This window comes from Shewanella livingstonensis, from assembly GCF_003855395.1.
In the GTDB taxonomy this organism is placed as follows: Bacteria; Pseudomonadota; Gammaproteobacteria; order Enterobacterales; family Shewanellaceae; genus Shewanella; species Shewanella livingstonensis.
Window position 1 is genome coordinate 2,525,848 of record NZ_CP034015.1, and the last position, 14,534, is coordinate 2,540,381.

The window sequence follows — 14,534 nt, forward strand, 5'->3', positions numbered from 1 at the left end:
ACAAAATAAGAAGAGAGTATTATGCCTGCAACGTTAATGAATCAACGCGACCTTGAATTTATGCTGTATGAACTGTTTGATAGTGAAGCATTAACCAGCAGAGAGCGTTACCAAGATCATGATCGCCAAACCTTTAATGAAGTGGTTAATACCGCCAAAACGATTGCTGAAAAGTATTTTCTTCCTATTCGCCAAAAACTTGATACCCATCAACCTACCTTTGATGGTAAAAAAGTACATATTATTCCTGAGCTTAAAATAGCCATTGACGCAGTAAACGAGTCAGGTATTGGCGCTGCCACTGCTGATTATGATTTAGGTGGTATGCAATTGCCGCCCATTATAGCCAGTGCAGCGGGGGCGTATCTTAGTGTTGCTGGCGGCGTAGGCATGGGTTACAACATGTTGACGACCGCAAATGCTAATTTACTCCAAGCCCATGGTAGCCCTGAGCTAATTGAAACCTGGGTTAAACCGATGCGAGAAGGTCGATTTATGGGCACTATGGCCATGACCGAACCAGGCAGCGGCTCTGCGTTAGGTGATTTAATCACTAAAGCGGTTAAAGCCGATGATGGTACTTATCGTATTAGCGGTAATAAAATCTATATCTCCGGTGGTGACCATGATTTAAGTGACAACATTGTTCATTTAGTGTTGGCACGTATTCAAGGTGCACCCAAAGGCGTCAAAGGGATTTCGTTATTTGTGGTGCCTAAATTTTTACTTAATGATGATGGTTCAATTGGTGCAGACAATGAAGTCGCGCTTGCAGGGTTATTTCATAAAATGGGCGGCCGAGCTCAAACCTCTACCGCACTCAGTTTCGGTGAAAAAAATGGATCGATTGGCTATTTAGTCGGTGAAGAACATTGCGGCTTAAAATACATGTTCCACATGATGAACGAAGCCCGGATTATGGTCGGCACTAGCGGTGCTGTGCTGGCAGTTGCTGGTTATCAATATTCTGTCGATTACGCCAAAAACCGCCCGCAAGGTCGATTACCATCATGTAAAGATCCACACTCTCCAATGGTCAATATTATTGAGCATGCAGATGTAAAGCGAATGCTATTAGCTCAAAAAGCCTATGCAGAAGGGGCTATGGCCTTAGTGTTGTACGGCACTCAACTAAGTGATGATTCTCATACCGCAGACACACCTGAGCAACGTCAACATGCGCATACCTTGTTAGATTTTTTAACCCCAATCATTAAAACATGGCCGTCGGAATATGGCCCTAAGGCCAACTCATTGGCGATTCAAGTAATGGGTGGTCATGGCTATATTAATGAACATCCAGTTGAAATGTTCTACCGTGATAATCGCTTAAACCCCATTCACGAAGGTACTACCGGTATTCAGTCTTTAGATTTAATGACTCGCAAAGTGCCGATGAATAACATGGAGGGTTATAAGGCAACATTAGCTGAAATAGTAAAAACCATTGATGAGGCTAAGCAATACCCCAGTTTAAATGAATTTTCTAATCAGCTAAGCCAAGCGGTTGCAACATTAACTATCACCACCAAAGCGGTGTTAAGCGCGATGTCGAATACTAATATTGATTTGGCGCTGGCCAATTCAGTGAAATACTTAGAGTTATTTGGTCATGTGATTATTGGGTGGTTATGGCTCAAGCAAAGCATTGTCGCCACAAAAGCATTAGCCCAGCAACCACATCAATCTGACGTGCATTTTTACCAAGGTAAATTACAAGCCAGTCAGTATTTTTATCGCTTTGAATTACCTGAAATAAGCCTGTGGTCAAACTTATTGATTAATACTGATAGCACCAGCTTTGATATGCAGCCAGATTGGTTTTAATTTAGTCACTAATCTACTGTTTATCCAATGCTGCTTAAGCTGCATTGGAGTTCCGTTTGGCTTAATAGCGTTAGTTAACAATTAGTAAAGTTATATAAGCGAATTTAATAATCACATTACTGCTATTAGCGGTAATGTTTTTGTTTTTAAAGCCCGCACTATATTGACACTTCAGCACCCTCTCAATCTAGGGCCTGTTGATCTTTCAAGGTTATTTTTGCAGCGAATTGTTGGCCATTACTCACATTTACAACTGCGCGGCAGAGACTTTGAGGTGTAGTTATTCTACATAAAAAGTCGATAACACAGTAAAAATGGCCAACAAACGCTGCCCGAAGGGTTCGGCTAAAAACGTTTTACTCTTTGTTGAATGCATTTTGCTTAGATGACTAGGCATCAATCCATTCGCCTCGATTAAAACGTTTTTAACTCGAACAAAATTCAACCAGCAAAGATCAACAGGCCCTAGGCTATTCATCTTGTGAATAGCTTAGTATCAAAACTATTCATTTGTTTAATTTACCTACCGCACTTAGCATGAGATATCGCTTAAATTTCATTCATGGATAGTACCGCGAAAGTACATAAGGAAAGGGAATCATGCCGACAGTCATTAATCGTAACGATATTGCCAACTATATTGGTCACCAAGCAACGCCAACCCAGTGGTATCAAATCAGCCAAAATCAAATTAATCAATTTGCAGATTGCACTCTGGATCATCAATTTATTCACGTCGATGTTGAAAAAGCTAAAGCAACACCTTTTGGCTCGACCATTGCTCACGGCTTTTTATCATTATCAATGTTGTCTCATTTTGCTGAAGAATTTAGCGTCATTATTGATGGCTTTTATATGGGCCTCAATGCTGGTTTCGATAAAGTCAGATTTTTGCAGCCTGTCACAGTTAATAGCCGCATTAGAGCCCATGCGAAAACCCTTTCTATTGAAGAGAAAAAACCCGGCCAATTTCGCATATCAACCGAAGTAACCATTGAAATTGAAGGTGTAGATACACCAGCACTGGTTGCCGAGTGGATTTCAGTGCAAATGGTTAAGTAATGTCGATTAAGGCATGATCGTTAAATATAGATATTGATTAAAAAGAAAAATAATAAATAAAAACAAAATTAAGGTAATAACATGACAATCAGTTTTGCAGGGAAAGTGGCTATTGTAACGGGTGCGGGTAATGGTTTAGGCCGTTCACATGCACTGGAATTAGCCCGACGCGGCGCCAAAGTGGTTGTTAATGATTTAGGTGGATTGCGTGATGGTAGTGGCGCATCTTCTGCCGCGTCTCAAGAGGTTGTAGAGTTAATTAAAGCGATGGGCGGCGAGGCTATGAGTCATGGCGCTAATGTTGCCCATTTTGACGAAGTGCAAGACATGGTGCAACAAACCATGGATAAATGGGGCCGTGTCGATATTTTGATTAATAACGCCGGTATTTTACGCGATAAGTCGTTTTCTAAAATGACCTTAGATGACTTTAAGCTGGTCATGGACGTACATGTTATGGGGTCGGTTAACTGCACTAAAGCGGTGTGGGAAATCATGAAGCAACAAAACTACGGCCGAATCGTAATGACAACCTCATCAAGTGGCATGTACGGCAACTTTGGTCAGGCCAATTATGGTGCTGCTAAAATGGCGCTAATCGGCCTAATGAATACCTTAGTGCTCGAAGGTGCTAAAAATAATATCAATATCAATGCGCTTGCGCCAACGGCTGGCACACGTATGACCGAAGATTTAATGCCTGAAGAAATCGTTAAAGCCTTTGCTCCAGAAGCGGTAACCGCAGGAATGCTGACCTTGTGTGATGAAGATGCGCCAAATCGATTTATTTTATGTGCCGGAGCTGGCGGATATTCAAGCGCGAGTATTTTTGAAACCGAAGGCTGCTTTATTCCTACTGCGAAACAAAGCCCAGAAACCGTGCGTGAAAACTGGGATCAGCTCACCGATCAACACCATCAAAAAGCTTTACTCTCTGGTGCGCAACAAGGCGAAAAATTTGTTATGAAGGCCATGGCGTTCATGAAATCTCAACAACGCTAAACGAGTATTAATTAATTTACCGCGTATTACCGTTAATTATAAAAGGATTTATCATGAGAGAAGCCGTCATTGTATCCGCCGCCAGAACCCCGATTGGTAAAGCTTATCGCGGCGCCTTTAATGATTTGTCTGCACCCACATTAGCCGCTGTAGCGGTAAATGCAGCAGTAGAAAGAGCGGGAATAGATCCTAATGAAATTGAAGACTGTATTTTTGGCGCAGCCTTAACCCAAGGCAACCAAGGCATGAACTTTGGTCGTCAAGTGGCCATGGCGGCGCAATTACCGGTTTCTGTACCCGGCATGACAGTCGACCGTCAATGTTCATCTGGATTAATGTCTATTGCCATTGCCGCCAACCATATTGTGTGTGATGGTGCCCAAGTTGTGGTTGCCGGTGGTTGTGACTCTATCAGCTTGGTACAAAACGATAAGATGAACATGCATCGCGTGGTAGACCCTAGCGTAAAAGCCTATCGTCCAGCGATTTATATGCCGATGCTCGATACCGCTGAAGTGGTGGCTAAGCGATATGGTATTTCACGTGAGGCACAAGATGCCTACGCATTATTATCCCAACAACGCACCGCAGCAGCCCAAGTTGAAGGCCGATTTGATGCTGAAATAGTGCCCGTCAGTTGCACTATGCTAGTGATGGACAAAGCCAGCGGTGAAATCAGTAAACAGGCAGTAACCTTAACTAAAGATGAAGGTAATCGCCCATCAACTAATTTAGACGGTTTAGCGGGCTTAAAAGCGGTTAAAGAAAACGGATCGATTACCGGCGGTAATGCATCACAACTTTCTGATGGCGCAGCAGCCGTGGTGGTAATGGAACGTCAACTCGCCGAGCAACGAGGCTTAACGCCATTAGGCGTGTACCGTGGCATGGTGGTTACTGGGTGTGAGCCTGATGAGATGGGCATAGGTCCTATTTATGCTATTCCTAAATTACTTGAGCGCCACGGCCTAAACATCGACGATATTGGTTTATGGGAAATCAATGAGGCGTTTGCGGTTCAGGTCATTTACTGTGCTGAAAAGCTGGGTATTCCTGCTGATCGCTTAAACGTTGATGGCGGCGCCATCTCAATTGGTCATCCATACGGCATGAGCGGCACACGTATGGTGATGCACGCATTGATTGAAGGTAAACGCCGTGGGGTTAAATACGTGGTTGTTAGTATGTGTATTGGCGGTGGTCAAGGCGCAGCAGGCTTATTTGAAGTGCTATAAGGTTAATGCTGATGCTAACTGCTAGCAAAGTCGTACGTTAAGTTTTAATTTAAGATTTGTGTGTAGATTAAGAGAAAGTACAAAATAAGTACAAAATAAATAAAATGAAAAGCGTGAGTTTGCACATTTACAATAATAATAAACATTGATAGCGGCTAGGGTATTGGGTTCTGTTGCGTATTTGAGATGAACTTCACAGCTGCTAATAACATTACATTTGGGGACAATATTATGGAAAAGATTTGGCTTGAAAAGAGTTATCCGCCTGGGGTTGAGTTTGAAATCAATCCTGATAAATATAATTCTTTGGCAGATTTGTTTTTAAAATACACCAAGTTATATGCCGCGAATACAGCATTTATCAATATGGATGTGAGTATCACTTATCAGCAGCTTGCACAACAGGCGACTGATTTTGCCGCTTACTTACAGCAAGATTTGGGCTTAGTAAAAGGCGATAAATTTGCCATTATGATCCCTAATACGCTGCAATATCCTATCGCGTTATTTGGCGCGCTTATTGCTGGCCTCACGGTTGTTAACGTTAACCCTTTGTATACTGCTCGCGAGCTTGAACATCAATTAAAAGACTCGGGTGCTAAAGGGATCCTAATCCTCGAAAACTTTGCTCATGTATTGCAAGCCGTTATGGATAAAACCGATGTTAAGCATGTTATTACCACTGGCGTAGGTGACCGTTTAGGGCTGATTAAAGGTGCACTTATTAATGGTGCTATTAAGCATGTTAAAAAATTGGTGCCTGCATTTGATTTACCTACTGCGATTAAATTTAATGATGCTATGTCCAGGGGCAGTAAACAAACATTTATACCTGTTGAGGTTATTGGGTCTGATTTGGCCTTTTTACAATATACCGGTGGCACTACAGGTCCATCAAAAGGCGCTATGCTGACTCATCGTAATATGGTTGCTAACCTTGAACAGTCAAATGCAATGACCAAAAATGTCTACGAAGTAGGTAAAGAAATCATTGTCACCGCATTGCCGCTTTATCATATTTACGCCTTAACCTCTAATTGCTTAGCCTTTTTACCCTTTGGTGGCATCAATCTATTAATCACTAATCCACGTGACATGGCGGGTTTTGTTAAAGAGTTAGCTAAATATCGCTTTACGGTGATTACTGGCGTAAACACATTATTTAACGGCTTGTTGCATACCCCAGGGTTTGACCAACTTGATTTTAGTGCCTTAAAAATGGGTTTTGGTGGCGGTATGTCGGTGCAGCGACCCGTTGCAGAACTTTGGGAAAAAGTCACTAAAAGCCGCCTCTTAGAAGGATATGGTTTAACTGAGTGCGCACCTTTAGTGACCATGAGTCCTTATAATCAAAAAAGTTACAATGGCTCAATTGGCTTGCCTGCACCTTCAACCGATATTCGTCTTGTGGGGGCCGATGGTGAAGACGTGGCGTTAGGCGAGCCAGGTGAAATGTGGGTTAAAGGCCCACAGGTGATGAAAGGTTACTACAATCGTCAAAAAGCCACTGATGAAGTACTGATTGATGGTTGGCTAGCCACTGGTGATATTGCCACCATGGATGAAACTGGTTTTTTCAAAATTGTTGACCGTAAAAAAGACATGATTAACGTTTCTGGCTTTAACGTGTTTCCAAACGAGATTGAAGAAGTGCTGGTGATGCATGAAGGTATACTTGAAGCTGCGGCTGTAGGGACCTCGTGTGATATTACTGGTGAACGAGTTAAAGTGTATATTGTTAGAAAAGATCCAACCCTTACAGAACAAGATGTGTTTGACCATTGTAATAAAATGCTCACTAACTATAAGCGTCCTAAGGTGGTTGAGTTTATGAATGAATTACCTAAAAGTAATGTCGGTAAGGTTCTACGAAAAGATCTTCGTAATAAGGCATAAGCTTAAATCTCGGCAACACTGTCGGCATGTATTGTCGACAGTTCAATAATAAGAATCCTATGTTAGAAATCTATGCCGGTGAAATGGCGTTAAGAAAGATCCATCAGGATGGATTTTCTCCAGCGATATTTAGCGCTTTTCTTGGTGCAAGTGGTGGACCTAAATGGTTTACCTTATTGGGATTAGATAAATATATCTTTGGTGAATTTTTTAATGGCAGGCAGCAGCCATTAAATGTTATTGGTTCAAGTGCTGGTGCTTTTCGTGCGGCATGCTTTGCCCAACATGATCCCGTTGCAGCAATTGAACGTTTAGCTAAAAATTACAGTGAAACCGTGTATTCAGATGATAAGAAACCTCAGGCTGAAGAAATCACCACCAAAGCTTTTGAATTACTCGAAGTCCTTTTTGGCGATACCGGTGCCGATGAAATTATCAATAATCCGGTATTCAAAGCTCATTTTATCGTTGCTAAGTGCAATGGATTAGTCGCTTCAGAAAATAAGTTTAAACAAACGCTTGGGTTAACTCACAGTTTTATCCGCAACGCTATCAGTCGACCATTACTCAATCGTCAGTATGAACGGTATATTTTTCAGCATAAGCACAGTGATTTGGTTATTGTTGATCCCGATAATATTCCAACTACAGCAGTGGCTTTTAGCCCACAAAATATCAAAGATGCATTATTGGCATCGGGTTCTATTCCTGTAGTGATGCAAGGTATAAAAGACATTACTGATTGTCCTCCGGGCATGTATCGCGATGGCGGGATTATTGATTATCATTTTGACTTTAAAATTCAAAATGAAGGGTTAATCCTTTATCCTCATTTTAGTTCAACTTTAAAAGCGGGCTGGTTTGATAAAAATTTATCGCGAAAAGTCCGACTAGAGCACTACGATAAAACCGTATTATTGTGTCCTTCTGCAGAGTTTATTGATTCATTGCCCTACCATAAAATTCCCGACCGTACTGATTTTATCGAAATGAAACCAGCACAACGGATCCAATATTGGCAACAGGTTTTTGTTGAAAGTGAAAAACTTGCCCAGCACTTTAAACACTTTTATCAAACACAAAATATCAGCAGTATAAAAAGCATCAAGCAACTCATCACGTAATAACATTCATCTATCAGCATGACGAATAACGATTATTCATTTACATACAAAGGGAATCAAATATGAGCACATTTACAGCCATTAACTTAGTCGCCCGTCCTCAAGGTGGCCCAATTGGCCCTGAACTATTTGAAATTGTAGAAAAGCCAATGCCTAAAGTGGCAGATGGACAATTTTTGGTTAAACAAAATCATATGTCACTTGATCCGGCCATGTTTGGTTGGATGAGCGCTGATACACAAAGCTACATTCCTCCCGTTACGTTAGGTGAGGTTATGCGCAGTTCTGGTATAGGTGAAATTGTAGAAAGTAACCATCCTGGCTTTAAGGTTGGCGACCGAGTGATGGGCATGATGGGTTGGCAAGAATATTTTTTAAGTAATGGTGCTGGGTTAAATAAAGTGACTGCACCACTACCCGATGAAGCTGTATTATCGGTATTTGCGCTACCGGGGTTAACGGCAACGCAAGGGCTTTTCAACGTAGGCAAACCGCAAAAAGGCGAAACCATTGTCGTTTCTGGCGCAGCGGGTTCGGTGGGCTCTATTGTTGGTCAGCTTGCTAAAGCAGATGGCCTAAGAGTTATCGGCATTGTTGGCAGTGACGAAAAGGCCGACTGGATTGTTAATGAGCTAGGTTTTGATGGCGCGATTAATTATAAGACTGATGATTTAGCAGCAAAACTGGCCGAATTAACCCCAGACGGTGTTGATGTGTATTTTGAAAACACCGGTGGCCCAATTCAGCATCATGTATTTGCCAAAATGAATGCACATGGTCGAATTGTGGTGTGCGGCATGATTGCCGATTACCCAAAAGCAGTACCTGACCTAGGTCCCAGTTGGATCCAAATTATTAAGAAACGCCTAATAATCCAAGGCTTCACCATGCCAGATCATTTCGGTGATGTGCCGGCCTTACTTGAAAAATTAACCCCTTATGTTATGAAAGGGCAAATAAAACATCGCGCTCATGTGTTAAATGGCCTTGAGTCAGCCATTACTGGCTTAAACTTGTTTTTCACTGGTGATAACAAAGGCAAATTAATCGTTAAATTATAACGATTTATTGTTAAATCAATACCGTTAAAGCTGTTAAAGAGATTTGTGAGCTTGACTGTATTGATCTGATATTTTTATTCCAAGCTAGGCGACCAATATGAGCGAAACTAATACCCATTATCGAAATTGCAATATTTGTGAAGCCATGTGTGGCTTGGAAATTACCTACCAAGATAAAAAAATAATAGCGATCAAAGGCGATCAACACGATCCCTTTAGTCAAGGTTATAACTGCCCTAAAGCATTAGCCTTAGAAGATTTTTATAACGATAAAGACCGCTTAAAAACGCCAATTAAACGCACCAATTCTGGCTGGCAAGCCATTAGCTGGGATGACGCCTTTAGCGAAATAGTTGAAAAATTTAAAAGCATTCAACAGCAACACGGTAAAAATGCCTTAGCCGTGTACTTAGGCAACCCAAATGCTCATAGTCTAGGTAATGCACTATTTCTTAAGCCCTTTTTAAAATCGCTTGGCACCATAAACCGTTTTAGTTCAGCCTCTGCCGACCAATTACCGCACCACGTTGCGGCTAATTATATGTTTGGCGCCGGCATGTTAATTCCGGTGCCAGATATTGATAGAACTGACTTTATGTTAATTATCGGCGCAAATCCTGTTGTTTCTAACGGCAGTATGATGACAGCGCCCAATGTTATTGGCCGCATGAAAGCGATTCAAAAACGTGGTGGCAAAATAGTTGTTGTTGACCCTCGTAGAACCCGCACCGCTAAAATTGCCGATCAACATTTGTTTATTCGTCCAGAAAAAGATGCTTTATTACTGCTCGCATTGATTCATTGTGTATTTTCGCGCAACAAAGTTAATTTACGTCATTTAGAACAGCAAGTAGATGGGCTTGATGATGTTGCAAGAATAGCCAAAACCTATTCACCAGAAGCCGTTGCCGAGGTTGTCGGTATCGATGCCAGTACTATTGAAGCATTAGCCGATGACATGTTGGCTGCAGACTCTGCAGTATGTTACAGCCGTATGGGGGCATCAACGCAAACTTTTGGCGGCTTATGTTTATGGCTTACCAATGTGCTCAATATTATTACCGGCAACTTTGACCGCGCTGGCGGAGCGATGTTTCCACAACCTGCTTTTGATTTATTGCGCAATCACAAACCTGGCCATAAAAGCTCGTTTGGTCAGCATCACACTCGGGTACGTAAATTGCCATTTTTTAATGGTGAATTTCCGGTGGCGACATTAGCTGAAGAAATACAAACACCGGGACAAGGGCAGATTAAAAGCTTAATTACCGTTGCGGGTAATCCGGTATTGTCGTCGCCCAGTGGCCATCAATTAGCCCAAGCTTTTGCTGGGTTAGACTATATGGTTTCGATTGATATTTATCTTAACGAAACCACGAAATATGCCGACATTATTCTGCCGGGTACCACAGGTCTTGAAAATTCACACTTTGATGTTTTCTTTAATTCATTTTCGGTGAGAAACACGGTTAAATACTCAGCGCCATTATTTGAAAAACAGGCTGAGCAACGTGCTGACTGGCAAATACTCAAAGAAATTTCGATGCGGATGCTCAATATTGCCACAGACGATCCAATGCAAAACATCACCCCAGAAATCATTTTAGACATGGAGCTAAAAAAAGGGCCTTACGGCGAGCAAGGCATGAGTTTGCAAAAGTTAATCTACCATCCTCATGGTATCGATATTGGCCCATTAATGCCGTGTTTAGCTGAGCGAATTAAAACTGCCAATGGCAAAATTGATTTATTTCCGCAGGTGTATCGTGACGACTTACCGCGTTTGCAAAAGGTGATGGCACAACCTGCGCGGGACATAGCCTATCCATTTGAGTTAATTGGCCGTCGATTAGTGAAAAGCCATAACACCTGGACCCAAAACTCGGCCAGGTTAATTAAAGGCAAAAATCCGTGTACCTTAGAAGTGCATTCACAAGATGCACATGCACTTGGGATCACACAAGGACAACGTGTTACCGTCAATTCCGCTGTGGGGCAAATTGAAATTGAAGTGGTCATTACCGACGATATTCAACAAGGCGTAGTGACAATGCCACAAGGCTGGGGCCACAATCAGCAAGGCACTAACATGTCGGTGGCGGCAACTCAGCCTGGGGTGAGCATTAATGATTTAACAGATGCTAATCGAGTTGATATGCTTACCGGAAATGCGGCATTCAATGGCACACCCGTTGCGATTAAGGTTGCTTAACGTCAATTAGAATATTTGCTTAAAAAACGACATCAATAAAAAGGTTAACCATGTTTAAAAGTACTGAAAATTATATAGCATCAAACGATCTCACCATGGCGGTAAATGCGGCGATAGCATTAGAAAAACCGTTATTAATTAAAGGTGAACCCGGTACCGGTAAAACCCAGTTAGCCGAAGAATTAGCTAAATCACTTAATTGTAAATTGTATCAATGGCACATTAAATCGACCACAAAAGCACAGCAAGGGCTTTATGAGTACGATGCGGTGTCGCGTTTGCGTGACAGCCAGTTAGGTGATGCCAAGGTTCATGATATTGGCAATTACATCGTTAAAGGTAAGTTATGGCAGGCGTTTGAAGAAGAACAAAGACCCATATTGCTGATTGACGAAATTGATAAAGCCGATATTGAGTTTCCTAACGATTTGCTTCAAGAACTCGATAAAATGGAGTTTTATGTTTATGAAACCCAACAAGTGATTAAAGCAAAACAACGACCGATAATTATCATCACCTCTAACAATGAAAAAGAGTTACCTGATGCCTTTTTAAGACGCTGTTTTTTCCATTACATTAAGTTTCCCACTAAAGCTGAAATGGAAAAAATCATCGATGTGCATCATCCTGATGTAAAACAAGCGTTGTTAACACAAGCACTAGAGGTATTTTTTGATTTACGCGAGATCAATGGCATCAAGAAAAAACCGTCTACATCAGAGTTAATTGATTGGTTAAAGCTATTGATATCAGACGATATTTCACAACAGACATTATTGGATAACAAATCAGACATTATTCCTTTGTTTGGCGCACTGTTAAAAAATGAGCAAGATGTTTCATTGATTGAAAAACTGGCCTTTATGAGCCGCAGAAACAGGTGATCTAACAGTGTTTATTGATTTTTTCCTTACCCTAAAAAAGCACAAAGTGCCTTGTAGCTTACGTGAGCTATTAGACCTTATCGCCTTGCTAAAGAAAGGAGTGATTTTTGCCAATGTAGACGATTTTTATAACCTCGCTAAAATCGTCATGGTTAAAGATGAAATTCATTATGATAAATACGATAACGCCTTTGCTGAGTACTTTAACGGCATAGAAAATATTGATATTTTCGATAAAATTTTGCCGGAAGATTGGCTGCGTAAAGAGTTCGAAAAACATCTGACTCAAGAAGAAAAAGACCAACTCAAATCAATGGGCGGCCTTGAAGAATTAATGAAGACGTTAAAAGAACGTCTTGAACAACAAAAAAAACGTCATGCTGGCGGTAATAAATGGGTTGGCACCGGCGGCACATCACCGTTTGGAGCTTATGGTTATAACCCCGAAGGGATTAGAGTAGGCCAAGACAAAAACCGTAACAACAGTGCCGTTAAAGTGTGGGACAAACGCGAATTTAAAAATTTTGACCAAGACCGCGAATTGGGCACCCGTAATATCAAATTAGCCCTTAAAAAACTGAGAAAATTTGCCCGAACTGGCGCCAGTGAAAAGCTCGACATTAATACCACGATTAGCTCAACGGCTAAAAACGGTGGCATGTTAGATGTGCATATGGAACCTGAGCGTCATAACGCCGTTAAAGTGCTGATGTTTTTCGATATTGGTGGTTCGATGGATGATTATATTCATACTTGCGAAGAGCTATTTTCTGCAGCCCACAGTGAATTTAAGCATCTTAAGTTCTTTTATTTTCACAATTGTTTGTATGAAAGGGTGTGGCAGGATAATAGCCGAAGATTTGATAGAATGATTGATCTTGAAGAAATTATCAGAACATTCTCATCTGATTACAAAGTCATTTTTGTTGGCGATGCCACTATGGGGCCTTATGAAATTATCGCTAAAGGTGGCAGTGTCGAACACTGGAATGAAAAACCCGGTATCGAATATATGAATCGACTGCTCAGTCACTTCAATAAGGTTGCGTGGTTAAATCCACAGCCTGAAAATCACTGGCAAATTCATCATTCAATTTCGATTATTCAACAGTTGGTGAGCAATAAAATGTACCCCCTTACCGTTGATGGTATTGGCCGGGCGATTAAAGACTTGAGTTAATGTCAACTCGGGTTAATCGAATCGAAAAACAATAACAAGAAGGCAAGAAATATGGAATTTTTACGCACCGATGATAGTTGTTTTGCTCATTTACCCGATTACCACTTTACCGCTAAATATTTGATGGTTGACGACAGTGAAGGTGGCGAGCTTCGAGTTCATTATCTTGATGAAGGCCCTAAAGATGCTGCGCCGATATTATTGCTGCACGGTGAACCAACATGGAGCTTTTTGTATCGCAAGATGATCCCTATTTTGGTAAAAGCAGGCCATCGGGTGATTGCGCCTGATTTAGTTGGTTTTGGCCGCTCAGATAAACCAACCAAACGCACTGATTATACTTATCAGCGCCATGTTGATTGGATCACATCTTTAGTATCACAACTCGAATTAACCAATATCACTTTGGTGTGTCAAGATTGGGGCGGGTTAATTGGTTTACGATTAGCCGCAGAAGAGCCCGATCGTTTTGCCCGTATTGTGGCTGCCAATACCATGTTGCCAACAGGTGATCATGAGCCTGGTGAAGCGTTTAAAAAATGGCGTCAGTTCTCACAAGAGGTAGATGTTTTCCCTACAGGTAGCATGATAAACCGTGCATGTGTTGCCACCTTAGCTGCAGATGTGATTGCCGCTTATGATGCTCCGTTTCCAGGTGAAAGTTACAAAGAGGGCGCTCGCCAGTTTCCGTTATTAGTGCCGATTACCCCTGATGATCCTGCTGCCGATAAAAACCGCGCCGCATGGAAAGTATTATCGCAATGGCAAAAGCCATTTTTAACGGCGTTTAGTGATTCAGATCCAATCACTGCTGGCGGCGACAAGCTGATGCAAAAACTGATACCGGGTACAAAAGGGCAACAGCATACGACTATTATCAGTGCAGGCCACTTTTTACAAGAAGACAAAGGTGAAGTGTTAGCTGACGTCGTAGTTCAATTTATTGCCGATAATAGTTAGCGTTAATAAAATGACAGTTAATAAAAAATAGTAATAAAAGACTCCTAATAAAAAGAGCAGCCAAATATGGCTGCTCTTTTTATATAATTCA

General features: G+C 41.5%; 11 protein-coding genes. All 11 read left to right on the top strand.

The features are described from left to right. The first annotated feature begins 21 nt into the window (after nt 1–21). The 11 genes from EGC82_RS10865 (at nt 22) to EGC82_RS10920 (ending at nt 14,443) form a co-directional block, all read left to right on the top strand. Nucleotides 22–1,827, top strand: a complete 1,806-nt coding sequence (locus tag EGC82_RS10865; protein ID WP_124730781.1) for an acyl-CoA dehydrogenase — start codon at nt 22–24, stop codon at nt 1,825–1,827. Nucleotides 1,828–2,427: 600 nt separating this feature from the next. Beyond that, entirely contained in the window at nt 2,428–2,889 is a 462-nt protein-coding gene (locus tag EGC82_RS10875; protein WP_124730782.1) for a MaoC family dehydratase, read from the top strand. An 81-nt stretch (nt 2,890–2,970) separates the two neighbouring features. After that, nucleotides 2,971–3,891: an SDR family NAD(P)-dependent oxidoreductase gene (locus EGC82_RS10880; RefSeq protein ID WP_124730783.1), complete on the top strand. Its 921-nt coding sequence runs from the start codon at nt 2,971–2,973 to the stop codon at nt 3,889–3,891. 53 nt (nt 3,892–3,944) lie between these two features. Next, nucleotides 3,945–5,126, top strand: a complete 1,182-nt coding sequence (locus EGC82_RS10885; RefSeq protein ID WP_124730784.1) for an acetyl-CoA C-acyltransferase — start codon at nt 3,945–3,947, stop codon at nt 5,124–5,126. 231 nt (nt 5,127–5,357) lie between these two features. After that, nucleotides 5,358–7,022, top strand: coding sequence for an AMP-binding protein (locus tag EGC82_RS10890; protein WP_124730785.1), 1,665 nt, complete (start codon nt 5,358–5,360; stop codon nt 7,020–7,022). Nucleotides 7,023–7,081: 59 nt separating this feature from the next. Continuing rightward, complete coding sequence (locus EGC82_RS10895) at nt 7,082–8,146, top strand: patatin-like phospholipase family protein (RefSeq protein ID WP_124730786.1); 1,065 nt, start codon at nt 7,082–7,084, stop codon at nt 8,144–8,146. Between the two features lie 62 nt (nt 8,147–8,208). After that, nucleotides 8,209–9,207, top strand: coding sequence for an NADP-dependent oxidoreductase (locus tag EGC82_RS10900; protein ID WP_124730787.1), 999 nt, complete (start codon nt 8,209–8,211; stop codon nt 9,205–9,207). Nucleotides 9,208–9,304: 97 nt separating this feature from the next. After that, nucleotides 9,305–11,419, top strand: coding sequence for a molybdopterin-dependent oxidoreductase (locus tag EGC82_RS10905; protein WP_124730788.1), 2,115 nt, complete (start codon nt 9,305–9,307; stop codon nt 11,417–11,419). A gap of 50 nt (nt 11,420–11,469) precedes the next feature. After that, nucleotides 11,470–12,303 carry an AAA family ATPase gene (locus EGC82_RS10910; protein WP_124730789.1) on the top strand — a complete coding sequence of 278 codons (834 nt, stop codon included), beginning with the start codon at nt 11,470–11,472 and terminating at the stop codon, nt 12,301–12,303. 7 nt (nt 12,304–12,310) lie between these two features. Further along, complete coding sequence (locus EGC82_RS10915; RefSeq protein ID WP_124730790.1) at nt 12,311–13,483, top strand: vWA domain-containing protein; 1,173 nt, start codon at nt 12,311–12,313, stop codon at nt 13,481–13,483. A 51-nt stretch (nt 13,484–13,534) separates the two neighbouring features. Further along, the gene (locus EGC82_RS10920) at nt 13,535–14,443 is read left to right on the top strand and encodes a haloalkane dehalogenase (RefSeq protein WP_124730791.1); all 909 of its coding nucleotides are present in this window, start codon (nt 13,535–13,537) and stop codon (nt 14,441–14,443) included. The last annotated feature ends 91 nt before the right edge of the window (nt 14,444–14,534 follow it).